Below are 24502 nucleotides of genomic sequence, written 5' to 3'. Positions count from 1 at the left end.
ACCTCTATTCTTTTTCATGATTCATCGGAAATACAAGCTGAAACGTCGTCCCTTCACCAGCAATTGACTCCATTTGAATGTCTCCGTTCCCTTTTTCAGCAATATCTTTGATTAAATACAGCCCTATACCTCTTCCTGTATCTGCTTTTGTGGAATATCCCTGCTGAAAAACAAATGGCTGATCTTTTTCTTTTATTCCCTCGCCATTGTCTTCTACTAAAATAGATAATACGTCATCTGTTTGCTGAATGCTGACATAAATTTGATTGTCTTCTCCTGGCTGTTTAAATGAATCAAATGCATTTTCTATTAAATTTCCAAGTGCCAAAACAAAATCATGATGATCCATATAAGGAGGAAATGCGTGCAAAGAGCTATGCCGGTCGATTGTTACTTGAACACCCAATTCTTTTCCACGGCTTACTTTACTCAGCAGCAATCCAGATACACTGTCATCCTGTATGCTTTTCGTTAAAAAGCGTGTTAGTTCTTCCTGCTCCTCTGATACTTGAAAAACATATTCAAGCGCTTTTTCACGGTTGCCAAGCTGAATCAAACCAGCGATCGTATGAAGTTTATTCATATGTTCATGATTTTGCACACGGAGTGCGCTGACAAAAGCTTTTACACCTGTCAGCTCTTCCGCAAGCTGCTTTACCTGCGTCCTGTCCTGGAAAACAGCAATCGCGCCTACTGTTGACCCTTCAATACGAATCGGGACGCGTGTTGAAAGGATGGCCCTGTTTCGAATATTCAGATCTTTGTTTAAAATCGGACGATCCAATGTTAAAATTTCCGGCAAATAAGTATCAGGAAGCACGTCTCTTATTTGCTTTCCGATCACATCTCCGTTAATAGCCAGCATCTCTTTTGCTTTATGATTAAAAATCGTGATTCGTTCAAACTTATCGATGGCGATAATTCCTTCGTGCATCGCATTAAAGGCTTCTGTCCGCTCCACAACAAGCTGCGCGATTTCATGCGGTTCAAGTGTAAACATTTGCCGCTTAATATTCCGCGCCATCATATAAGCTCCCCAGCATGAAATCAAAAGAGCAATTCCTGTTGTAATAAAAATTTCTCTTTTTAAAGACAGCAGCGTTTCCATAACCTGAGGCAGCTTATAACCCGCAATCACAACCCCCGCCTGATTGTGTGCCTCGTCCATAATCGGTACGAATGCACGGATCAGCGTTCCTTCTTCTCCCACACCTTTGGCTGTATACGCATGCTCTGCAAACGCCGGCCCCTCATCATCTCCTCCTGATATTTTGCCGATCTGACTTCTAACAGGATGCGTTAACCTGACACGATCCATGTTAAGGATAACAATATAATCCGCTTTATTGATGACCCTGAGCTCTTCAACGGCTTCTGCAGCTTCTTCGGCCACATTGCCCGAGGACGATAATTGATCAGACACACCTGGCAGTTCAGCTACCGTACGAGCCGTTAAAATGGCCCGCTCCCTCAGTTCGCTTTCCGTTGTCTCCAGATAGTTTCCCGTTAATACAATGCCAAGCACTAAGAATGAAAACATTAAAATAAAGATAATAAGTCCGGTTATTTTCCATTGGATCGGAACTCGCACCATTCATAACGCCGCCATTCTAAAAAATAATCAACCATTTCTATCATTTTACCACGTAAGCAAGAACAAGCACTCCGTCCAAAAAATGATATGATAAAAAGAAAGACTTTTAAACAGGTGACGCTTATGACAAAATATATCAGCTTCTGTCTTTTGACCCTTGCACTGCTTACCGGCTATTATTTTTATCAGTATAATGGATCTCAATCTCTCTCATATGATGACGAACAGGAAGAGCTCAAATCACATATTACCATCCGATTCTCTCATGTTGTCGCGGAAAACACGCCAAAAGGACTTGCTGCTCAAAAATTTGCTGAACTGGTCAGTGAAAAGACGAAAGGCCAAGTGGAAGTGGAAATTTATCAAAATGGGATTCTTTATTCAGATGATGATGAGTACGAAGCGCTTCAAAAAGGCGATGTTCAAATGATAGCGCCCTCATTCTCGAAGCTTATTGATACCGTACCTGAATGGAAGGTACTTGATCTCCCGTTTATTTTCGAACGTGAAACTCAGGCAGAAGCCGTTTTTACAGGTCAAACAAGTGAGCAGCTTCTTTCTATGGTTACTGACCCGAAAGTAACAGGGTTAGGCTTTTGGAGCAACGGCTTTAAGCAAATGACCAGCAATGAAACCGCTTTGCTTGAGCCGGACGACTTTCAAGGACAAACATTTCGTGTTATGCCCGGACCCATTATTGCCGAGCAGTTCCGCCTCTTAAAAGCAAATACGATCGTGATGTCTTTTAATGAAGTGTATCAAGTACTTGAAACGAAAAAAATTGATGGGCAGGAAAACACGCTTTCCAATATTTATTCCAATAGACTGTATAAAGTGCAGCAGCATTTGACGATCAGCAATCATGGATATCTCGGGTATGCCGTTATGGTAAATGAGGAATTCTGGGAGAGCCTGCCCAACGACATTCAGAAAAAAATTCGACAAGCGATGATTGAAACAACAAAATGGAATATGAAAGAGTCTGTTCACATGAATGCACAGCAGCTTCAGGAAATCCAAAAAAATTCTCCTATTCAGATCCACTACTTAACAGAACAACAAAAACAAAAATGGCTGCAAACATTTCAGCCGCTTTATCAAAAAGCAGAAAATGAAGTTGGAAATAAATTAATAAAACAAATTCAATTTCCATCTGATGAGGAACGCTAAAAAGCGTTCTTTTTTTTGACCATAAAGACCAAAAAAACCATTATCACCAAAAATATTTATTTCATAAATAGTCTGTTAATATTTCAATCAAGGTCATGAAACCGCTATCAATTAATAAATAAGGAGGTTTTCAGATGCGTAAAGCACTAAATAATTTAACCGTTCGTGTCATTATAGGGATTCTTTTAGGTATTGCAGTCGGATTTGCCTTTCCGGCTTTTGGAGAAGATCTGAAAGTACTGGCTGATATTTTTATTAAAATGATCAAAATGGTCATTGCCCCAATTATTTTTCTTACTGTCGTCATTGGAATCGGCAGCATGGGGGATTTGAAAAAAGTTGGACGGATTGGCGGTAAAGCGCTCCTTTACTTTGAAATTGTCACAACATTCGCACTTGCTATTGGTATTTTAGTCGTTAATATTCTTCAACCAGGTGCAGGATTTAATACGAGTTCTGTTGAAGGCGGAGATATTTCAGAATATACAAAAGGCGCTGAAGAATCGAGCCACGGATTAATGGAATTTGTTCTCGGCGTTGTTCCAGACAACGCAATGGCGGCACTTGCAGGCGGCGACTTGCTTCCTATTTTGTTCTTTGCCATTTTCTTCGGACTTGCTCTTGCTTCTCTTGGAGAGCGCGGAAAACCGGTTGTCGACTTATTTGAGCGTTTAGCTGATATTTTCTTTGGCATTGTAAACATGATCATGAAAGTGTCTCCTGTTGCCGCATTCGGCGCAATGGCGTACACAATCGGAAAGTTTGGTCTTGGGTCACTCGTATCACTTGGCCAGTTAATGCTTGGCGTCTACATTACATGTGCCCTTTTTGTTATCGTGATTCTGGGCAGTATTGCCAAGCTTTTCGGCTTCAACATTTTCAAATTTATCGCGTTCATTAAAGAAGAAATCTTGCTTGTTTTGGGAACATCATCTTCAGAATCAGCACTTCCAAAATTGATGAAAAAGCTTGAAGACTATGGATGTTCAAAACCTGTTGTGGGACTTGTTGTGCCAACCGGCTATTCCTTTAACCTTGATGGAACGTCTATTTATCTTTCAATGGCCGCGATCTTCATTGCCCAGGCTTATGGGATAGATTTAACAATCTGGCAGGAACTTACGCTGTTGGGCGTTCTTATGCTGACATCTAAAGGAGCAGCAGGTGTTACCGGTTCCGGATTTATCACACTTGCAGCAACACTGGCGGCTTTCCCGATGATTCCTGTTGAAGGAATTGCCCTTCTTCTTGGGGTAGACCGGTTTATGTCAGAAGCACGCGCCATTACAAACTTGATCGGAAACGGCGTGGCAACTGTTGTTATTGCTAAAGTAGAAAAAGAGTTTACCCCCCCTGCCGATCTTAAAGTGACGAAATCAAAAATGGCGAATTAACTTAAACACTTTATCGTCTTGAAAAGCAGTGAAAGAAACGAAAAGCGAATATCGCTTTTCGTTTTTTTATTTTGTGTACTCCAGAAGCCAGCAATTATGATGTTTCCCTTCATGCCACTCATGTTCAGGCAGCAGCTTCACTTTTTCAAAACCGCACTTTTCGTAGCAGCGAATCGCTCGGACATTCCATTCCTGCGGGTCCATAACTACTTTTTGTGCCTGTTTTGTTTTCACAAGATGTTCAACGACTGATTTCACGAGCACTTTCCCGATGCCTTTATTCCAATAGTCGACTTCTCCGATCAGCTGATCCGTGCCGTAAACAATGTCACTTGTTCCATAGCCGTACAATTCACGCTCTTCTGCGCTCAATGGGTAATATTGAATGTAACCGATCTCATTTCTATCAAACTCAATAATGCCCCGCACCATACCTTCTTCTTCCGTGTAAAATTCTTTTTTTACTTTTTCAAGATCAAATGCGTTGTCACGTCCTTCATAAAATTCCAGTACGACAGGATCTGACAGCCATTTAACAAGTAGATTCTCGTCTTTTTGTTCCAGCGGTCTTACTTTTAATTTCCCTTTTTGAAACAGCATCCCTATCATCCTCCTGTTTCTTTTACACTTAATTTAAAAATACCTAATATTCAGATAAAAGTAAATCAAACTATCACAATTTCTTTGTTTGTTAAAAGAGATAATGAAAGGACAAACAATCCTTGTCATCGCTTATCGGCTTTCGACCGCTGTTCACGCGGATCAAATCATTGGTCTTGAACATGGTGAAACAACCAGCACTGGCACACACATTAATTTATTTCATTCCCATCCTATTTGCCGTGAACTGGCCCAAAAACAGAATTTGCAAGAATCCATGCATTCATTCTCCTGTCTGCCTGCTGCAGGGAGGTTTTTCTTTTTCTCTTATTCTTGTATAATAATAAGGAAGAAGTCTTCCGGTCAGGAGTTGTCATTCGATGATCTTTTTTCGCAAACTCTTTTTCAAAGCGATCCATATGAGCAACTGGACCCTCTTTTTCGCCACGTGTTCACTCATTTTGTTCAGCAGTTTTTTCATGTACTACATCGAACCAGAAACGTTTGTATCGCCTTTTGAAGGATTATGGTGGACGATGACAACAGTTGTCACGGTTGGGTACGGGGATGTGTCGCCGGCCACGGTGCCTGGGAAGCTGTTCGCAATGCTTCTGTATATTTTTGGAATTGGGCTGATGACCGTGCTGATTGGTAAAATTATTGATGCATTGAGTATGCGGAAACGGATGAAGGAGGACGGACGGTTGACAATTACACGTGAACAGCACATTATTCTCATTAATTGGACAAGCCGTGCGCGCATTACACTGACGGAACTGCTCGAAACATTTCCCGATGTGCACGCAGTTATCATTGATGAAGCTGTGGAAAAAATCCCTTTTTTACACGAACGAGTTGATTTTGTGAAAGGAGCCCCGGCTTCTGAGCAAACGCTAAAGCAAGCGAATTTTTTAAAAGCGAAATCAATCATGATTTTCTCGCCGGATCACGCTTTGAATGCATCAACAGCTGATGGGCTGACACTTTTGATTGCATCCGGCATCGAAGCCGCTGCTCAAAAATATGGCCGGAACGTGTACACAATTTGCGAGGTGGCCGACTCCACCCATTTAAATGCATTTTCGCACGCAAATGTAGAGGAATTTATTACACCGAATGATACGGCTGCCCATTTAGCCGCCCGCTCGATTTTATTTAACGGTTCAAGCGAAATTATCCGACAGCTGACGTGTCACGACGGATATGATCTTTATCATATTGACAACAAAGCCGGCTGGCAGACATACCGCGATGCGAAACGGGCGCTTGATGAAAAAGGCATTCTTCTCGTCGCCAATCATCATGATTTTTCCATTATGGGAAAACTCGATGACCCGATTCCAAAAAATGCCCGGCTTTTTATTATTTGTGATGAAAAATCCTACAGCAAGCTTTAAACAGGAGCATTTTCCCGCTGTGGTAAACTGTCTTATCAGCGCCGCCATACTGCCCGCGTAAAGCAGCTTTAATGGCGGCGTTTTTACTGATATATGCTGAATCAATGCATTGAAAAGGTGCCGCATCTTTAAGCGATTCGAATTTTCTGAGCCACTTTGATTCCGCACGTCTCTTCTAAAATATTCATATCCAGTAATTATTATATTCAATACAAAAAAATTCAAAAAAATGGCTGACGGTCGAATTCTTTCTTTTTTTAACTGTCATGGATAAAAATCCGGCCAAGAAATAAAGCTTGCCCAAGAAGTGTTTCGTCACTTTTCAGGCAAGCTTTTTTCACCGCGCAGACGGCGGCATCATTTCTTCAATTTTTTTCATTTTATGCTCCCAGCAGGACGGGCTTAAATCGACCGGGTATTGTTCCGGATTGATCGGCCGTTTATATTCGTCCCATAAAACCGACAAGCCTTGTTCCACATGCTGCCGGATGTCCGCGAGCGGCGGCTGTGTATAAACCAATTTCCCATCTGCAAAAATGTCCACATGCAGGTCAACGGCTGTAAAATCAGTCACGAATTTGCTGATATACGTATGAACAGGATGGAACATTTTCAGCTTTTCCTGTTCCCGCGGATTTTCTTCCTGCAGGGCGATGTAGTCCCCTTCTGCTTTTCCATTCGCATTGTTAATAATACGGTAGACATTCTTTTTACCCGGGGTCGTCACTTTCTCCGGATTGCCGGAAATTTTAATGGTATCGACCATATCGCCCTGTTCATTTTCAATGGCAACCAGCTTAAACACTGCTCCAAGTGCCGGCTGGTCAAATGCGGTAATGAGTTTTGTACCGATGCCCCAGACGGTGATTTTTGCGCCTTGTGCGTTCAAGCTCATAATAGTTTCTTCATCAAGATCATTGGATGCGATGATCTGCGCATCTGGAAATCCTGCTTCATCAAGCATCACACGGGCTTTTTTAGATAAATATGCAAGGTCACCACTGTCGAGACGAATGCCGACAAAATTTATTTCATCCCCAAATTCTTTGGCGACACGAATCGCATTCGGCACACCGGACCGAAGCGTGTCATATGTATCCACAAGAAATACACAATCTTTATGCGTCTCGGCATATTTTGTAAACGCAACATATTCGTCCTGATAAGCCTGTACCATCGCATGGGCATGCGTGCCGGATACGGGAATGCCAAACAGTTTCCCTGCACGGACGTTGCTCGTGCCGGCAAACCCGGTCAAGTAAGCGGCCCGCGCTCCCCAAATGGCTGCTTCAGTTTCCTGTGCCCGTCTTGTACCAAACTCAAGCGCCGTTCCACTCCCGACGACTTGCATCATACGCGACGCTTTCGTCGCAATAAGCGTTTGATAATTGACGACATTTAGCAGAAGCGTTTCTAACAGCTGTGCCTGAGCAAGCGGCGCTTCAATACGTATTATCGGCTCATTGCCGAAGACGGTTTCCCCTTCACGCATCGAGCGAATAGTACCTGTAAATGTCATTTCTTTTAAAAATGCTAAATAATCTTCCCCGTAGCCGAGTTCTCGCAAATAATCAATATCACTATTTGTAAAGCCGAATTTTTCAACAAGGGAAATGACCCGTTCCAGGCCGGCAAACACACCATACCCGTTTCCAAACGGCAGCCGCCGGAAATACAAGTCAAAAACAGCATTGCGGTCGTGAATGCCATCACGCCAGTACGTTTCTGCCATATTAATTTGATACAAATCAGTGTGCAGCATTAAGCTGTCGTCTTGATGTTTCGTCATTCTTCATTTCCCCCCTTTGGCCCCAAGCGTATTCACGAAATGGCTGAGTGCCCATTCGTGCCCTGCTTCATTAAACGATGCGACCGCTTTTTCATAAACGACAATATCATACCCTTTATTATACGCATCAACCGCTGTATGCAAAATGCAAATATCAGTACACACACCCACAAGATGCACTTCTGTAATTCCACGCGTCCGCAGTTTCATGTCGAGGTCCGTTCCGGCAAACGCCGAATAACGGGTTTTATCCATGTAATAAACGTTTTCACGTGTTTTATTTTCCTCATACACAGATTGAAGCTTCCCGTACAAATCGCGCCCTTTAGTGGCACGAATATTATGAGGTGGAAACAGCTTTGTTTCAGGGTGGTACGGATCTTTTTCGTCATGCACATCAATCGCAAACACAACATAATCGCCGTTTTCAATAAACTGTTCTGTCAACCTCACAATTTCTCTTTCAAGCACTTGGCCAGGCTTGCCGCACGTCAATTTCCCGTCATCGGCAACAAAATCATACGTATAATCGATATTTAGCAATGCTTTCATAAAACATCCGCCTTTCTTATCCGTAAATGGATTCGATTACTTCAATGTCGTTAAATGTGTACAAGCGGGACGGCCGATATGAATGCCGCGTCGTTTTTTTCGGCTGTCCGGCTTCATCAAGCGCCAGCTCCAGAAACGGGAGCTTCGGCATTCGGGAAAAAAAAACCGGGTCAGACGCGATTTTTGCATCATTTGTGACAGTCAGGAGCACCCGCTGCAATTCTGACAGTGTAAATTCAGCCGGCAAAAAGTTTTTCGCCATCGTCGTCCGCAGCATGTCTGATTGAATAAGAACGAGTGCATCGTTGACAATTTGCCGATGGTCAAATGCAAGATCCAAGTTCAGCACATCTTCTATTGGAAACAGCTGAACGTCCGCCGCATCATCCGAAGCCGTCCGGTTAAGAAGAGCTGCTTCCGGTACAATGGCATAAAAAGCATTGGAAATAATCCAGCCGCGCGGGTCACGTCCCGGTGTATCATACATACCGAAATGACGAATATGCAGCCCTTTAACGCCGGTTTCTTCCGCCAGTTCCCGTGCTGCTGCTTCGATTCCCTTTTCATTGGGCTGTATAAATCCGCCGGGGATCGCCCACTTTTCTGCTTCAATATTAGGGTTTCCTTCCCTGTCTTTTGCGGCCCGCTGAATAAGCATCATATGCAGCTTCATATCCGGCGGCGCTTTTTCTTCTTTTTTTTCAGACAAAATTGTAAAAACAGCGATATCCGCAGTGTATCCGTCGGGTGTTCGGTATTTCGAGGAGTCATATTGATTCATTTTATCCTCTCTTTTCTAATTATTAATTTTATAATTACTAATTATATCGACTGCTTGTTTATTTTGCAAGAAAAAAACGGCTTTATTCAGCCGGTTTTTCTGAATTGTTTTTATATTCCCCCTGCTCAATCTAAGCAAACGATATTATTTATTCCCAGTGCCAATGCTTTTCCCGCTCATTCACCGCGGCATTGGCCAACAAAATTTCCACGGCACATAAAAAGAGAATTGATAAAATACCCGACATAGTTGCCACCCCTCCATTCATTTTTTACAATGTAAAGTATGAAACCCATTTCAGTGCAAGCATTTTTAAAAAAAGAGGAATGATAATGGCAAATATTCACGACATTGCCCGGGTTGCCGGTGTTTCCGCCGCGACTGTTTCACGAGTACTAAATGGTCATCCATATGTAAGCGATGAAAAAAGGCAAGCTGTGTTAGACGCAGCTGATCAGTTGCATTATGAAAAAAATATTAACGCTGTCCATTTAGCTCGCGGCAAAACCGAAACCATCGGCGTTATTTTACCATTTGTAAGCCATCCGTATTTCGGGATCATTTTAAGCGGGATTGCGTCAGCGGCCGAAAAAAATGGTTATAAGCTGATGATTGTGCAGACCAATTATAATGTCATGCAGGAAATGGACGCGCTTGACATGTTAAAACTGAAGCAAGTGGATGGACTGATCATCACGTCACGCGAATGCCCGATTGAACTTGTAGAAGATTACAGCGAATATGGACGAATCGTCTTGTGTGAAGCGCTGTCTGGGAATCTTTTGTCTTCCGTTTTTGTGAATCAATATGAAGCATTTAAATCTGCTTTGTCTTTTTTGAAAGAGAAAGGAAAAACAAATATTGGTTACACAACCTTAAGAATGGAAGGAAAAAGCAGTTCTGCCCGGAAGAAAGCGTATGAAGAACAATTTGGTGAAATGCGCCGTCATTGGGTCTTTGACCAGGCGCTGACGATTGAGGATGGAACAAGGATCGCTGGAGAGTGGGCGGCACTCCATGACCGGCCGGACGCCATGGTTATTACCAATGATTTTGTGGCAGTGGGATTTCTGCTTGAATGCCGCCGGATCGGCTTTTCCGTGCCGGGAGATGTGTCTGTTGTCGGTTTTGACAATCATCCGATTTCCAGTGCGCTCAACATGACTACGGTTGAGCTTCCCTTGCAGCAGCTTGGGGAAATCGCATTTCAGCAAGTCATTTCAGTCGAAATCTCACATATGGAAGTGCCCTTTCGATTGATCAAGCGTGGAAGTGCTTGATCGTGAACATTCCGCTTCAAAAAAATCAAAAAACTGCCGGGCGGGCAAAGCCGCCGGCAGTTTCTGTTTATTTACGGTTGAATTCAGCTGGAACAGGACCTGTACGTTCGCCTTTATCAAGCGACGTAATTTGCTCCATGTCTTCTTCTGTTAATTCAAAATCAAACACATTGAAGTTTTCTTCAATGCGGGATGGTGTAACTGATTTCGGGATCACGATGGAGTCGTTTTGCAGGTGCCAGCGTAAAATTACCTGTGCCGGTGTTTTACCGTGCTTGTCGGCGATTGCTTTTACGATGTCGTTTTCAAGCACGATGCCGCCCTGCATAAGCGGGCTCCACGCTTCCACATAAATATCATTTTCCTTACAGAACGCTTTTAATTCTTTTTGTACAAGATGTGGGTGGCACTCCACCTGGTTCAAAACTGGCTTCACTTCGCACTCATCCAGTAAACGCTGCAAGTGGTCGATATCAAAATTACATACGCCGATCGCTTTCACGCGTCCATCCGCATACAATTTTTCAAGTGCTTTGTACGTGTCCACATACGTATCTTCCGCCGGCGTTGGCCAGTGAATCAAATACAAGTCAACGTAATCAAGACCAAGCTTTTCAATACTTTCATCAAATGCTTTTAATGTTGCATCATACCCCTGGTCCGCATTCCACACTTTTGTCGTAATGAACAGCTCTTCACGCGGCACGCCGCATTCTTTAATCGCTTGTCCGACACCACGCTCGTTGCCGTACACTGCCGCCGTATCAATGGAGCGGTAGCCTGTTTCGATTGCTTTTAGCACAGCTGGCGTTGCTTTTTCATCTTCAACCTGCCAGACGCCGTAGCCAAGCTGTGGCATTTGGAGTCCATTATTTAATGTAACAAATTGCATTCTCCCGCTTCCCTTCCTGGTAAGTTATTCACGTTGAAAGTATAGCATAGCCCATACTTTCATTTCCTTTCAGACGACTTACATAACGATCCATGTGCCCAAAAAACCTGCAGCCACTGTAATCGCTATATAAAACACCGCCTTTTTCACATCCATTTTCTTTACCTCAAAAAGCCACGTTGAAAACGTCGTGAATGCACCAAGAAATCCAGTACCGAATAAAAGACGGCTATTTTCACCTGTTTCGCTTCCAATAAGCAGCCCAAGTAAAAAAGCTCCAAGTACATTCACTAGAAGGGTCCCAAATGGGAAAGGTTTTTTATTCAGCTGATTGCTTACCCAAAAACGGGCGATCGCGCCGAAAAAACCGCCAATTGCAACGAACATCATAACCCGCGCCCCCTTTTATAACCGAGGTGAACAAAAAAAAGCCCGCCGGCAATGCTTAACAGAACATAACCAAACGCTGTTATCGCTTCACCTGTTTCCAAAAGGGCTATTGTTTCGACACTGAATGTAGAAAAAGTTGTAAACGAACCAATTAAGCCCGTAGTGATCGCTTTTTGCATCGATACAATCATACGATCAGTTAATTGAAGCGTCAGAAACGGCAATAAAAAGCAGCCGATATAGTTCGTCAAAAGAGTAGCCAGCGGAAAATTCCCTTCCCACCAAAAGGCTGTTGTAATAGAGACCGTGTACCGCAGTAATGCGCCGATCATTCCGGCCAATCCAATCAATATGTAGAGTAACAAAAAAATCCTTCTCTCTTTTCTGCATTTTCCTTTTATCATTATTTTTGCTGGTGAATTTGTCAAGGCAGGGTGATAATAAAGAAAAAAGGAGGCATACATAATGGCTATTTCAAAACTTGAGCATGTTGGCATTCAAGTGAAAAATTTAGATGTAACAATTGATTTTTATACGAAGGTAATCGGACTTGAATTACTTGAAAAACAAGGACACCCCGACCCAAGCTTAAAAATTGCTTTTCTCGGTTTTCATCAGACAGATGAAACATTAATTGAATTAATTGAAGGGTACAATCCGGCCTTGCCCGCAGAAGGCAAAGTGCATCATATCGCGTTTACTGTGGACAATATCGAAGAGGAAATTGCGCGGGTGAAAACACATAATGTCATATTTGTGGATGAAGTCGTGACAACACTTCCGAACGGATCCAAATACATCTTTTTCTACGGACCGGACGGCGAATGGATTGAGCTGTTCGAACGGTAATAGAGAAGCGTTCCATTGGGCTGCCGCTGTTCATTGCAATCGGCGGCATTCTTACTATTAATTGGTCTCTTTTTCTTTTTAATGAAACAAAGACCTTGATGAATGAAAAAAGCGGATTTGTTGTAATCCGCTTCAGGCTGTCGACAAAGTCGTCGGTCTTTTTTTGAAGGGGCCGATAGGTGAAGCAAAAAGGACTTCGCTTTCCGCGGGCAGTGCGTGAGCCTCCTCGTTGCTCCCGCTCCTGGGGGGTCTCACATTCACCGCTGTCCCCGCAGGAGTCTGCGTCCTTTTTGCTTCACACCATTTTTTAAAAGAGCTGCGAATGTTCGTGCCGTTTTTTGGCTGGCTTTTATTCACGAAAACGAATGGGGCAACGTAACGGTCCCATTTTGGCGCTGTCGCCAGCAGAGCATGTCCCCATGAACCGGCTCTTTTATGCGCTGCTTTGGCGGCGGGCTTGCGGCGAAGACTCCTGCGGGACTAGCAGGCCAGGTGAGATCGGTGGAGGCGCGCAGCGACGGAAACGAACTCAGCGCCTGCCCGCGGAACGCGAAGTTGCGAGCCCGCCGCATTTCGGCTCCAATCAGAAAGCTATACACTGCCATCACCAAAGAACAAGGATGAAGAAGAAAAATCAAATGTGCTGACAAAAGGTTTTATTTGTCTACACTCTGAAGCGGATTTGTTATAATCCGCTTTTTTTCATGCTCTGCGTCGAAATGGCTTTTCCAACAGCTGTCCGGCGGTCTCTTTCTCACGGAACAGCAGCCAAATCAGCAAACTCAGTATGAGTGCCAACGCTTCAAGTGAAAAAATGTACCAAGGATGCGGACCGAGCAGATCAAGCAGGCTGGCACTATCCGGCTTATGGCTTAAGTATAAGTAGTTGCCGCCTGTCCACTTATTCACACTTATGACGACAGGAATTAATAGATTTAAAAACAGCATTGTTTTCAGAATAGAATAAATGGTCGGTCTATATCCTTTTATCCAGGTAAAATAAAGCGGCACAATCATTAAAAATGCATGGACTGTAAAAAAATGAAAAAAGCGAAAATGCGGAAAATCGTAATTTAAATAAGGAGTCAGCAGCGCCTGCGATGTTCCGAGCAAACCGGTAAACAATAAAATTTCATAAATGACTTTCTTTTGCGTCAGTAATAGTGCCACAGCTAAAAACAAACTAATGCTGCATAGCTCCAGTGGAATGGCATGCTGGATCTTCCAGCTGTCGGTTGTCAGCATCCAAATATGATAGAGTGCTTCTATTAATAATAAGAAGAAAGCGATACTGACTTCTGTTTTCCGACCGATATGTGCAATCAATTGACGGCGAAAGGCATATATTCCAATGAGCGCGGCACAAATAACTGCTAACACACTAAGGTGGCTTCCTGAAAACATGCTGAAATCATATTCCTCATAGCTTCCGCCAAACCAGTTCATCTTCCTGCCCCCCTCTTTTTTTGCCAGTGTATCATATTTGAGGTGCAATCATCCTTTTTTTGTCATAGATTTAGTCATCCTTTTTTCATTTTATGAACTCTTTCAGCAAAACATGAGCAGGCTAATGTCACAGGTCTAATGACTCCAAAACCCTTCTAAGCCGTACATTAATCCTCTTTTTAAAAATGATTGTTCTGCTTTTTTAGTGTCACATTTCTTTACACGAATTGAAAAACCCCTAAAAAACTATTGACGAATCTTCTTTTTCCGCATAAGATAAGTACATGTTACAAAACATAACATTAAAAGTTACTAAAAATAACGTTCGGGAGGGTTTTAACATGGAAGATATGTTGTACTTGATGAACAGCCTCTGGGTCATGGTTAGTGCTATTTTAGTTATTTTCATGATTGCCGGATTTATTATGCTAGAGGCTGGATCAACTCGCATGAAGAACGCCGGTCATATTGCCGGGAAAACCGCTTTCACATTCGGACTTGCTTCCCTCGTTTTCTGGGCTGTCGGATTCGCATTTATTTTCGGTGATAACGCAAACTTTTTCGTTGGATTATCGAACTTTTTCTATTCCGGTGCTGAATTAGATTTAGGCCTTTCATCCACTGTGTTTTTCGTATTCCAGCTGGCATTCGCAGGGATCGCGATCACGATCGCTCTTGGCGGTTTCGCGGAACGTGCAAAGTTATCTGTATACGTTTTGTTCACAATTCTTTTCTCAGCATTTGTTTATCCAGTTGTCGCACACTGGATTTGGGGCGGCGGCTGGCTTGCAGAACACGGCAAGCAGGATTTCGCCGGATCAACCGTTGTTCACTTAACCGGCGCGATGGCTGCCCTTGCTGCCACTATCTTGCTTAAACCGCGGATTGGCCGCTTTAATAAAGATGGTTCTGCTAATGCGATTCACGGACATAATCAGGTTTTCACATCACTCGGCGTATTGATTCTATGGGTTGGATGGTTCGGCTTTAACGCAGGCAGTACTGTATCGGTCGACGCCGGATTCTTCGGATTTGTAGCGTTGAATACACAGCTTGCCGCTGGTGCCGGCGCTGTTGCAGCCTTGATTATCTCATGGATTGTTCTCGGTAAATCAGACATTCCAACAATTTTAAACGGCGCACTTGCCGGCCTTGTTGCCATCACAGCGTCTTGTGCATTCGTTGATACATGGGCAGCCGTTGTGATCGGTTTAATTGCCGGCGTTCTCGTTTTCTACGGTGCGAAATTAATGGAGAAACTCGGTATTGATGATCCAATCTTCGCTCTTTCCGTTCACGGTATTCCTGGAATTTGGGGTACACTGTCAACTGGCTTCTTCGCAACACCTGAACTTGCCACTGTCGGCCAGCCTGGTCTTTTCTACGGCGGCGGCTTCACTCAGCTTGGTGTTCAAGCAATGGGTGTATTGGCCAGCGGCGCATTTGCATTCGTTGTATCGTTTGCGCTTCTGTTCGTGATCAAAAAACTTCTTGGCGGTCTTCGTGTTTCAGAAGAAGAGGAAATCATGGGTCTCGACATCAGCGAACACGGTACTTACGGCTATCCGGAAGTATTCGCTGATAACCAATCGAAAGCAGCGGGAAAATAATATTAATAATACGCAAAGCGAAGCCGCTTTGCGTATTATTAGTTTAAAAAGGATGTGAAAAACGATGACGACGCGGGAGCAAACATACGCAGACATCCGCCACGAAAAAGATGGAACGATCGATCAGCATCTCCATTCAACACAGCGCTTGAATACCTTTCATGACAATATTATGAAGCAGGTTTTCACCATCGCCCTGCAGAACCATGAAAATCAATACGGTTCTCCCCCCTGCCCATACTCCTTGTTTTTGCTCGGCAGCGCCGGACGTTTTGAACAGGGCATAATCAGCGATCAGGACCATGGCATCGTATTCCAGCTGGATACAGAAGAAGCTGCTGGCTATTTTCTCAAGTTAGGCCAAACATTTTCAGATGGCTTAAATGAGACCGGCTACCCGTATTGCGAAGGGAAGGTCATGAGTTCTAATCCTGTTTGGTGCCGTTCGTCAGCGGGCTGGAAAGAACAGATTGCTTCATGGATTGATGCCGAAACACTTGATACCATCCGCTCACTCCATATGATTTGCGACGCCCGGGTACTGCACGGAGAAAAAGCACCGGTTTCCGCTTTGAAAAAGCAAATAACTATTGCATTAAAACAAGATCCACACAAGCTGAAGCGTTTTTTCGAAAACATTCAATTTATGAAAAAGTCAGTCGGCTTATTCGGACAGATTTTCACCGAACAAAACGGACAGCACGCGGGATCGTTAAATATAAAACAATCTGCTTTCCTGCCATATGTCAATGCCATTCGGGTACTTGCAATGAAAGAAGGAATCGAACCTTCTTCTACGTTAATACGTATGAAGGCATTAAAGCATGTTGCTGCCCACGACGGCCGCATCGACGATTATGAAGAGGCTTTCCGAACGCTGCTCGATTTCAGGCTCCGCGCATTGAAGAATGCACCGGATTATGACAGTTCCCATTATGTAAACATTGAGTCACTCGGACCGGTACGCAAGCGGGAGCTGCGCCATATTTTAAAAACCGCGGAGTCCCTTCATCATTACGTGCAGCGATTTACAGCAAAGGGATGATGCATAATGGGCTTTAACGATTTCATGAAAAATTTAAGCGGCAACCGTTTTACAGGGCTGCAGGGCGGCCGGCAAGACATGGCGTTTATGCGCAGTCTCCAGCGGGACTTGAAAACAAAACAAACAACATCGATTCCGCTCAATAAATTACAGGTGGTTGTGTTCGATTTAGAAACAACAGGGTTTCATCCGGATAAAGGCGATCAAATTTTATCAATTGGTGCGGTGAAAGTAACAGGCCGCCACGTTGAAGATGAATATTATTCACCCGTTCGCTTTAACGAAGAAATCCCACCTCTTGTAAAAGAATTGACGGGCCTTGAGGAATCAGAGCTGATCCATGCACCGGAGCCTGCTAGAGCACTTGAACAGTTTTTTAAGTTCAGTGGCGCTTCCCCGCTCGTTGCCCATCATGCCAGCCATGAAAAAGCGTTTATGACGTACGTAAGCCGTAAATATTTCCGTGCGCCTTTTTCACACCGTCTAATTGATACGTCTTTTATGTATCGGATTGCCGAACCGGACAATCCTTATGTCCGTCTCGAAGATTGCTGCGAACATAATAAGATTCCCGTTGTCGGCCGCCATCATGCACTTGGTGATGCACGCCTTACCGCAGCTCTTTGGGCTGTATATGTTGAAAAACTTCAAAAAATGGGTGTTACGACACTTTCTCAAGTATATGAAAGACTCGCCATAGTTCGATAAATGGCGGGTCTTTTGTATTATTTTCCTTCTTTCCGAATCTTTTCTTTTTTATTATTCGTATGGATGAAAAAGGAGGCTGCAACAATGAGAAAACAATTGGTATTTTTTATTCTTTTTCTTTTTGCATTTGCGACGCCGGCCATGGCCAGATCGTATAATGTTGCCGAAGTACAGATCCGCGCCTGGATCCATACGAACGGCAATGTACTAGTAAACGAAATTTTCCATTATACATTTAACGGAAAATACGACCATGCAATTCGATCTATTCATACAGACGGGCATAACGGTGTACAGAACTTTGAAGCTTATGAGCTGACCAACAAATCAGCGGAGCCCGGTTTCGTTAATCAAGCTGATTTGCAACCACTGACGGTCAGCCGGGATGAAAACACGTACAGTGCCGACCTTTCCTCAGAAGATGAAGAAAAGTCTGTTTTTTTTACATATGAACTTGTCAATGGCGTCCGTTCTTATGAATCTTACAGCGATTTGACAATTCCTTTTTTCGGAACGGACGACCATCATGATAAAACACTCGAAAACGTCACAATCGACGTCGTTTTTCCAGAGTCTATCGAACCTTCCCGCTATTATGCGTTTATGCATGACCGGTTCGGAGTTGTGGAGGAAAAAGGAGCGGAAGTAGTCCGCTTTATAACGCCGAAGTCGCCGCTTTATTCTTTAACGGAAGTGCGTGTCCTGTTTCCGTCTTCCGTGATGATGATACAGGACAAACCGGCTGCGCCTGTGACATTGACAAAAGCGGTGGAAAAAGAAAATACATTGGCCCAGTCATTTTATAAAAAAGAAGACCAAAAACAGCAGCTGGAAACGATTTTGAAAGTGCTGTCGGCCGCTGCCTCCCTTGGCATTCTTGCTGTTTTTTTACTGTGCTTTCGCGGCGGTCCGGGCGATTCCTCTTCCTTGTTGCACCACGATCCACTTTATTTATATATGATTGACCGCAATGGACGTTCTGATGAATATGCTTTTCTGGCCGGTCTTTATTCACTGGTTGAACGAGGAATGGCAACAGTGGAGACTGTTCAATCAAAAGGACGCTTCCAAAAAGACCCGGAAGCGCCGGATGAAACGCTTCAATTTACACTAAACGTTAAGCTGAGAAAAGTTCCGGCATGCGACCAGAAATTGATAAAGATGTTGTTTAAAAACCGAAAAACGTTTACCATGCATGATCTTGCTGGGGTGACAAAACGTGAAAAAATATTAAAAAAGGGCAGCCATCTGCACAAGAAAGTCCGTTATTACCAAGAGCAACAGGAAGAATGGGCAGACTGCATTGTACAGGAATTAAAAAATGATGGCTTTTTCAGCAGCGGGATCCCATCCTTTTTAAAAAAATTGATGCTGCTAACCGTGTATGCCTTTATTTTATACGCGTATGCCGTAGACTCCTTAGCCGCTTCAACAAGCATTGTTTACGGCGTGATCGGCCTTGTGCTTTTGCTTGTCATTTGGCGGAAGCCGAAAAAACGCTGGCCGGCCATTCTTTTTTATATCGTATCTATCATTGCTGTCGCCATGTTGTACGATACCGATGCCGCACTTTGGCTCCTTTTGTTCATTTTACTGAATGCGCTGCTGTATGCTCTGACACCACGCTTTTTACTTTCTAGTGAAGCAGCCATCACGAAATCAGATATAAATAAGTTTCAAAAAATGAAGTCAATTCCGGAAGGCGATTTAGAAAAATGGATGGTCCGTTCACTGTTGCTGCGCGCTAAACGATCAGCACCCGAAACACCAGTAGAACCGGCCATGGCTGCTACAGCCCCGCTCGCTTATTTGATGCTGACTGATCAAGAACCAGTCAACTATGTTGCACACACATGGAAATGGAGCGCACCTCCCGGAAGTTCTTCCTCTTCATCTGATGGGGGCGGCGGTTTCTTCGGAGACAGCGGCGGCGGAAGCGATGGTGGAGGTGGCGACGGCGGTGGAGGTGGAGGTGACTAATGATCACTCCTGTAAATCAATGTCCAACTTCCAGGTAAACTTAATACCCTTTCTTGAAATCGGTGGCGTTCATTAACGCTTGTTCTTCCGCCGCAATTCGCACAGTGAGCATGAACGCATTAAGCAAAGTGAAAATTAGCGCTGTATAATATGCTTGGAACAGAAAAGGAATAATGATAAATTCCATTGTGACAATGATATAGTTTGGATGACGAACCCATCGATACGGTCCTTTTTTAACAATTTTTGCTCCGGGCAGTACAATGATTTTCGTATTCCAAAAGGTTCCAAGTGAACGAAGAGTCCACACTCTGCTTAGCTGGGTAAGCAAAAACAAAGTCAGCCACAAGGGCCAGTCCGAATTAATTGTCTTATGAAGGAGTTCCACTTCGATGATAAGGCTAATAAAAAAACTAATATGAAGAGCGACGATGAACGGGTAGTGGCGCGTACCCGTTTCATAACCGCCTTGACTAAGCATCCATTTTTCATTTCGCTTGGCTATAATCAATTCTGAAATCCGCTGTACACAAACGAATAGGATAAACAGCCAAAACAACTCTCTCATATTCCCTTCCCCCATTGTAATAGAACTAATTCTCCTGAAAACCCCGGTCCTAAAGCAGCCATTAATCCGTAATCCCCTTTCTTCATTTCATCCATCATGAAATGTTCAAGTACATATAAAATGGTAGGGGACGACATGTTGCCAAATTCCGAAAGAACAGCACGAGAATGTGATGTTTTTTCCTTTGAAAGCTGCAACGTATCCTCATAGGCATCGAGCACTTTTTTACCGCCTGGATGTGCTACAAAATGTGCAATTTCTTCAATAGATAGCTTTTGATTCTTTAAAAAAGTGTTCACAAAATGCCCGAGCCAGTTGCGAATGATCATCGGAATGTCCCGGGAAAAAACAACATGAAGACCACTGTCTTTCAAATCCCATCCCATAACGTCCTCAGAATCAGGAAGTAGTTTTGATTCTGTTTTTAAAACGGAAGGCATGAGTTTTTTCGTCTTTACTCCCGCCTCGTCGCCAGCCATCAATACACATGCAGCCCCATCCGCAAATAGCGATGTGCCAATTAAATTACTTTTAGAACGGTCGTTTCGCTGGAACGTTAAACTGCATAACTCAACCGACAAAACAAGTACTTTCGCTTTAGGAAAAGCTAAGCAATACTCATAAGCCCGGCTAATACCCGCTGCCCCCCCGGCACATCCAAGCCCCCAGATCGGTATGCGTTTTGTATTATCCAAAAACGGCAGATGATTCATGATTCTCGCTTCAATGCTTGGGGTCGCTATACCCGAACTGGAAATAAAAAAAACAGCCTCAACTTCATCAGCTGACAGTGGATTCATTAAAAATCGATCATTATCCAGACACCGCGAAATGACTTCAATTCCATAATCAACAGCCTTCTTAACATATAAATAATTTCGCTCCTGCAGACTGTGATCCTTTTCAAACCATTTTAACGGCATCGCAAAATGACGTTTTTGAATCTGCCCATTTTGAAAAACAGCTAAGAGCCGCTCGATATCTCGAAAATCATCTTTAAATAATTCATGGGCAAATTGGGCTGTTTGTTTTTGTTCCACTATATTCGGAGGGTTAAACGTACTAATGGATACAATAATCGGCATGCTCATCCCACTTTTCTTTTTCTTTACCCTTCCCCCTTCATTCCTTTTTATACTGATTTATGAACTCCTCCCTGCCATTCTCTTCTTTTATAACTTGAAAAATTCTGTTTCGATACATATGAATAAGAAAAACCCCGGGCAGTCAGCACCGGAGCTTTATCATGCAACTAAAAGCAAAATAGAATATACGGTTAATCCTGTGGCAAAAGCGCCGAAACTACTATCGCTTTCTTCCGGCAGCTCTTCTTTCAGGACATTCAAAATGAGTGCACCAGATAAAAAAGCAAACATCATAGAAATTAACGCTTCCTCAAGCTGTGTAACAGCACCGATACTCCAGCCGACCAAAACCGCAGCCGTGAGGATCCAGCGTCCATACCGGTCATAAACATGCTGGTGTGTTTCCCGCATACTTTGATCCACCGTCACAAAATGAACGGATAGGGCTAGAAAATAAAATACCATCCCCATTACATGCTCAAACTCTTCTTGAATAAGCAGATAACCAATCAACATATTATAAAAAAAGAATATTCCGACATGAATCCAAAAGATGCCTGAACCTGCATGCGTCTGTTTGTCTTTTGTAGCGCGTGATACCGCATTTTCAAGTCCATAAAACAGAGCAAGTCCAAAAAGCGCCATCAAGTAAGCGTGATTTTCAACAAATTGAAGCACACCATTATCAGCTTTTTCTAATACTTGCTGGTGTGTATTTAAGTCTGGCAGAAGGTGTACAAACACATAAGAAACTGCTATGCCGCCCGCAAAGGATAAAAATCGGCTTCTTGAAACGCGGCTAATAAACGCCATATACTTTGCTGAAAAATGGATGGCCGCAAAACCAATCGCAAACAATAAACTAAGGATAATCACGAAACTCCTCCTTCCTCTCAATAATAAGGAGTTTTCCACGCCTAAAAACCTTTAAACACTTTCTGTCGCAAAAAAACCTGTCCCCGTTAAAAGGGAGAGAGTTTTTCACTGCGGGAGGAACACGCAGGCTGCTTTAATCGAAAATAGGCCCGGCCAGAACACCATTCATCGTCATACTTGGATCGGTTTTGCCAAACTTTTTCAGTGTCATGAACAGTACAGCCGCACCACCGCTCGCCCCAGAAAGTACCGTATTAATTGCAATTGATGCAAGTGATGTCTTAGACGCATCCAAATTACGGACGGCGTTAAATAAAAACCAGCCAAACCACAAAAAACCACCCGTCTTTTCAGAAAGGTGGATCGTTTTTATATTTTAAATTGATGCACCATCGATTGAAGATCATCCGCCGTTTGCGCTATCGATTTAACCGCAGCTGAAATTTCTTCCATCGATGCAAGCTGCTCTTCTATTGCGGCTGATACTCCCTCTGTGTTTCTGGCACTTTCTTCTGCCGTTTCGGCAATCACGTCTGCTGTCCGCTTGAACGTAGCGACACGCTCATTTATTTGCCGAAGTGCAGCCGTAATCCGTTCTATTCTTGGGACCATTTCATTGGTCCGGTCCATAATATCACGGAATTTTTCAGATGTATCCGCCGATGTCCGCAGGCCGACTGAGGCATTTTCCGAGACAGTACCCATAATGCGTACCGACTGTTCAGAATCTTTTTGCACGCGATCAATGAGCCCGCCAATTTGTTTTGATGACTGAAGTGACTGTTCTGCCAGCTTACGCACTTCTTCTGCAACAACCGCAAACCCTTTGCCGTGCTCACCTGCACGCGCCGCTTCGATGGAGGCGTTAAGCGCCAGCAAATTCGTCTGGTCCGCAATGCCGCTGATGATTGTTAAAATACTCCCGATTTCGTTTGATCGATCGGACAATGAACGAATCACATCATGAGATTCAGCAACAGAATCAAATATAAATTGCATTTGCCGTACGTTGTCCTGAACGGCCAAGCCGCCTTCTTCTGCCGCTTTTAATGTTCGGAGAGATAATGACTTCAGCTCTTCTGAACGAATGGAAATGCCGGTAACACCTGATTCAATTTGATCCAGGATAACTGCATTTTCTTTTATTTTAAACGATGAGCTTTCTGCACCACCTGCAATTTGCTGAATCGAGGATGTCACGTGTTCAACAGCTTGCACAGACTGATCAGCACTTGCTGTTACCTGGGCCGAAGACGAGGCAAGGAATTGAGCCGAATCACTAATTCGCTCAATCATGTCGCGTAATGATGCCGTAAACTGATTAAACGAATGGGCCAGCTTCGAAAATTCATCATTTGTTTTCAGCGCAATCTTTTGTGTTAAATCCCCGCCCCCCTGAGAGATCTCTTGTAATTGCCGATCAAAAAGGCGAAGCGGCTTCATGATCGAAGTAATAATAAACCACGCGAACATACTGCCAAACAATAACGTCAATAAGACAAGTAAAACCAAAATAATCGTGTTTCGCTCCTGCTGATCGGCCAAACGCTGATTATCCACTGCCATTTCTGCTTCAATCGCTTCAATAATTTCGTTTATAGATGGATCCAGCTGTTCTTTTCGAATTGTGCGCTCTTCTTCAAAATGAAGTGCCAGCGCTTCATTCTGATCTGTTTGATACAGATTTACCGTTTGTTCACTAACCGCCCAATAATCTTCTATGTAAGATTGAATTTCTTTTATGTGTTCAGTTTCTTCTGCACTTGCAACCAGCTCTAACGCTTCTTGCAAATGAACACCGATATCCGCTTTTTTTTCTGCCATGCCTTCTGGGAACTGCGGATCACCATTAATCAAAAACGCCCGCTCGTCATTCGAGATACCGGCAAGACGATATTGCACATGCTTTACTACTTGAAGAAGTTTTGCGTCCTCCTGTATTTCCATCGTCTGCTTATTCGTTTCATTAAATGTATAAATCGAAAAAATTCCCGTTGATGTCATTGCTGCAATCAGGACAGCTACAAGGATGATTAACTTTAACTTGATACTCATGTCGCCCTCCATTATTCCTATTTTACTTTCATTATTATACTCTTAACACATCAGCGTGAACCTAAAGAATTTATAAAGTTTTGCAAAGAAAAAAGAAAGCGTCACTTTTCGGACACTTTCCAACATTGTTCTTTAAATTATAAAGCTTCATTAATCATTATTTTCATATTCACGGCTTCAACCGCCTTTTCATATAAACGAAATTACCATAATGATTTGTTTGGAACAAAAAAAGACAACCTGAATATTCAAGTTGTCCTGTCGTGCCAGGCGGCGTCCTGCTCTCACAGGGGGAAACCCCCAACTACCATCGGCGCTGAAGAGCTTAACTGCCGTGTTCGGGATGGGAACGGGTGTGACCTCTTCGCTGTAGCCACCTGACTATGAAGTTCGAAAGAAGTGTTCTTTCAAAACTGGATAGAAGCGTTCATTGTATGGGCA

General features: G+C 43.4%; 24 protein-coding genes and 1 rRNA gene. 9 read left to right on the top strand and 16 right to left on the bottom strand.

Features of this window, described 5'->3' with window-relative positions; all coding sequences use genetic code 11:
* Nucleotides 1–4 precede the first annotated feature (4 nt).
* Nucleotides 5–1594 carry an ATP-binding protein gene (locus VQ00_RS16060; RefSeq protein ID WP_046181141.1) on the bottom strand — a complete coding sequence of 530 codons (1590 nt, stop codon included), beginning with the start codon at nt 1592–1594 and terminating at the stop codon, nt 5–7.
* A gap of 123 nt (nt 1595–1717) precedes the next feature.
* Between VQ00_RS16060 and VQ00_RS16055 the strand changes: the two genes are divergently transcribed.
* Both VQ00_RS16055 and VQ00_RS16050 read left to right on the top strand, forming a co-directional pair.
* Entirely contained in the window at nt 1718–2764 is a 1047-nt protein-coding gene (locus VQ00_RS16055) for a DctP family TRAP transporter solute-binding subunit (RefSeq protein WP_046181140.1), read from the top strand.
* A 134-nt stretch (nt 2765–2898) separates the two neighbouring features.
* Nucleotides 2899–4158: a dicarboxylate/amino acid:cation symporter gene (locus VQ00_RS16050; protein ID WP_046181139.1), complete on the top strand. Its 1260-nt coding sequence runs from the start codon at nt 2899–2901 to the stop codon at nt 4156–4158.
* A 66-nt stretch (nt 4159–4224) separates the two neighbouring features.
* Here the strand turns inward: VQ00_RS16050 and VQ00_RS16045 are convergent, their stop codons facing one another.
* Both VQ00_RS16045 and VQ00_RS18930 read right to left on the bottom strand, forming a co-directional pair.
* On the bottom strand, nt 4225–4758 hold the full coding sequence (locus tag VQ00_RS16045) for a GNAT family N-acetyltransferase (protein ID WP_046181138.1): 534 nt from the start codon (nt 4756–4758) through the stop codon (nt 4225–4227).
* A 233-nt stretch (nt 4759–4991) separates the two neighbouring features.
* Nucleotides 4992–5177, bottom strand: a complete 186-nt coding sequence (locus VQ00_RS18930; protein WP_172645593.1) for a hypothetical protein — start codon at nt 5175–5177, stop codon at nt 4992–4994.
* Here VQ00_RS18930 and VQ00_RS16040 point away from each other — a divergent pair.
* Nucleotides 5139–6155 (top strand): potassium channel family protein, encoded by a 1017-nt coding sequence (locus tag VQ00_RS16040; protein ID WP_046181137.1) that lies wholly within the window; start codon nt 5139–5141, stop codon nt 6153–6155. The genes VQ00_RS18930 and VQ00_RS16040 overlap by 39 nt on opposite strands.
* A gap of 337 nt (nt 6156–6492) precedes the next feature.
* Here VQ00_RS16040 and VQ00_RS16035 read toward each other — a convergent pair whose 3' ends face one another.
* The 3 genes from VQ00_RS16035 to VQ00_RS16025 are packed head-to-tail and all read right to left on the bottom strand — an operon-like array spanning nt 6493 to nt 9277.
* Nucleotides 6493–7944 (bottom strand): nicotinate phosphoribosyltransferase, encoded by a 1452-nt coding sequence (locus tag VQ00_RS16035; RefSeq protein ID WP_046181136.1) that lies wholly within the window; start codon nt 7942–7944, stop codon nt 6493–6495.
* 3 nt (nt 7945–7947) lie between these two features.
* Nucleotides 7948–8496: a cysteine hydrolase family protein gene (locus VQ00_RS16030; protein WP_046181135.1), complete on the bottom strand. Its 549-nt coding sequence runs from the start codon at nt 8494–8496 to the stop codon at nt 7948–7950.
* Between the two features lie 16 nt (nt 8497–8512).
* Nucleotides 8513–9277, bottom strand: coding sequence for an NUDIX domain-containing protein (locus VQ00_RS16025; RefSeq protein WP_046181134.1), 765 nt, complete (start codon nt 9275–9277; stop codon nt 8513–8515).
* A gap of 332 nt (nt 9278–9609) precedes the next feature.
* Here VQ00_RS16025 and VQ00_RS16020 point away from each other — a divergent pair, with 332 nt between their 5' ends.
* On the top strand, nt 9610–10557 hold the full coding sequence (locus tag VQ00_RS16020; RefSeq protein ID WP_046181133.1) for a LacI family DNA-binding transcriptional regulator: 948 nt from the start codon (nt 9610–9612) through the stop codon (nt 10555–10557).
* A gap of 67 nt (nt 10558–10624) precedes the next feature.
* Here VQ00_RS16020 and VQ00_RS16015 read toward each other — a convergent pair whose 3' ends face one another.
* From VQ00_RS16015 to crcB, 3 genes are all read right to left on the bottom strand, one after another.
* Nucleotides 10625–11449 (bottom strand): aldo/keto reductase, encoded by an 825-nt coding sequence (locus tag VQ00_RS16015; RefSeq protein WP_046181132.1) that lies wholly within the window; start codon nt 11447–11449, stop codon nt 10625–10627.
* Between the two features lie 78 nt (nt 11450–11527).
* The gene (locus tag VQ00_RS16010; protein ID WP_046181163.1) at nt 11528–11836 is read right to left on the bottom strand and encodes a fluoride efflux transporter FluC; all 309 of its coding nucleotides are present in this window, start codon (nt 11834–11836) and stop codon (nt 11528–11530) included.
* Nucleotides 11836–12204: a fluoride efflux transporter CrcB gene (gene crcB, locus VQ00_RS16005; protein WP_156154097.1), complete on the bottom strand. Its 369-nt coding sequence runs from the start codon at nt 12202–12204 to the stop codon at nt 11836–11838. Before crcB ends, VQ00_RS16010 begins: the two co-directional genes overlap by 1 nt.
* Before the next feature lie 100 nt (nt 12205–12304).
* Here crcB and VQ00_RS16000 point away from each other — a divergent pair, with 100 nt between their 5' ends.
* Entirely contained in the window at nt 12305–12688 is a 384-nt protein-coding gene (locus VQ00_RS16000) for a VOC family protein (protein ID WP_046181131.1), read from the top strand.
* Nucleotides 12689–13390: 702 nt separating this feature from the next.
* Here VQ00_RS16000 and VQ00_RS15995 read toward each other — a convergent pair.
* A complete protein-coding gene (locus tag VQ00_RS15995; RefSeq protein WP_046181130.1) occupies nt 13391–14134 on the bottom strand; it encodes a YwaF family protein in 744 nt (247 codons plus the stop codon).
* A 341-nt stretch (nt 14135–14475) separates the two neighbouring features.
* Here VQ00_RS15995 and VQ00_RS15990 point away from each other — a divergent pair, with 341 nt between their 5' ends.
* The 4 genes from VQ00_RS15990 (at nt 14476) to VQ00_RS15975 (ending at nt 19477) form a co-directional block, all read left to right on the top strand.
* Nucleotides 14476–15744 carry an ammonium transporter gene (locus tag VQ00_RS15990; RefSeq protein WP_046181129.1) on the top strand — a complete coding sequence of 423 codons (1269 nt, stop codon included), beginning with the start codon at nt 14476–14478 and terminating at the stop codon, nt 15742–15744.
* A gap of 64 nt (nt 15745–15808) precedes the next feature.
* Complete coding sequence (locus VQ00_RS15985; protein ID WP_046181128.1) at nt 15809–16789, top strand: DUF294 nucleotidyltransferase-like domain-containing protein; 981 nt, start codon at nt 15809–15811, stop codon at nt 16787–16789.
* A gap of 6 nt (nt 16790–16795) precedes the next feature.
* Nucleotides 16796–17497 carry an exonuclease domain-containing protein gene (locus VQ00_RS15980; RefSeq protein ID WP_046181127.1) on the top strand — a complete coding sequence of 234 codons (702 nt, stop codon included), beginning with the start codon at nt 16796–16798 and terminating at the stop codon, nt 17495–17497.
* 84 nt (nt 17498–17581) lie between these two features.
* Nucleotides 17582–19477: a DUF2207 domain-containing protein gene (locus VQ00_RS15975; protein WP_046181126.1), complete on the top strand. Its 1896-nt coding sequence runs from the start codon at nt 17582–17584 to the stop codon at nt 19475–19477.
* A gap of 40 nt (nt 19478–19517) precedes the next feature.
* Here the strand turns inward: VQ00_RS15975 and VQ00_RS15970 are convergent, their stop codons facing one another.
* From VQ00_RS15970 to rrf, 6 genes are all read right to left on the bottom strand, one after another.
* A complete protein-coding gene (locus tag VQ00_RS15970) occupies nt 19518–20045 on the bottom strand; it encodes an isoprenylcysteine carboxyl methyltransferase family protein (protein ID WP_046181125.1) in 528 nt (175 codons plus the stop codon).
* The gene (locus tag VQ00_RS15965) at nt 20042–21130 is read right to left on the bottom strand and encodes a type III polyketide synthase (RefSeq protein ID WP_046181124.1); all 1089 of its coding nucleotides are present in this window, start codon (nt 21128–21130) and stop codon (nt 20042–20044) included. Before VQ00_RS15965 ends, VQ00_RS15970 begins: the two co-directional genes overlap by 4 nt.
* 159 nt (nt 21131–21289) lie before the next feature.
* Nucleotides 21290–22006: a hypothetical protein gene (locus tag VQ00_RS15960; RefSeq protein ID WP_052728611.1), complete on the bottom strand. Its 717-nt coding sequence runs from the start codon at nt 22004–22006 to the stop codon at nt 21290–21292.
* Nucleotides 22007–22139: 133 nt separating this feature from the next.
* On the bottom strand, nt 22140–22340 hold the full coding sequence (locus VQ00_RS15955; protein WP_046181123.1) for an ammonium transporter: 201 nt from the start codon (nt 22338–22340) through the stop codon (nt 22140–22142).
* 35 nt (nt 22341–22375) lie between these two features.
* On the bottom strand, nt 22376–24061 hold the full coding sequence (locus tag VQ00_RS15950; protein ID WP_052728609.1) for a methyl-accepting chemotaxis protein: 1686 nt from the start codon (nt 24059–24061) through the stop codon (nt 22376–22378).
* Nucleotides 24062–24326: 265 nt separating this feature from the next.
* Nucleotides 24327–24442, bottom strand: a 5S ribosomal RNA gene (gene rrf, locus VQ00_RS15945).
* Nucleotides 24443–24502: the final 60 nt, after the last annotated feature.

The sequence above is a fragment of the Domibacillus tundrae genome (assembly GCF_000970675.1).
Taxonomy (GTDB): domain Bacteria; phylum Bacillota; class Bacilli; order Bacillales; family Domibacillaceae; genus Domibacillus; species Domibacillus tundrae.
This window is presented reverse-complemented; position numbering and strand designations above follow the sequence as displayed.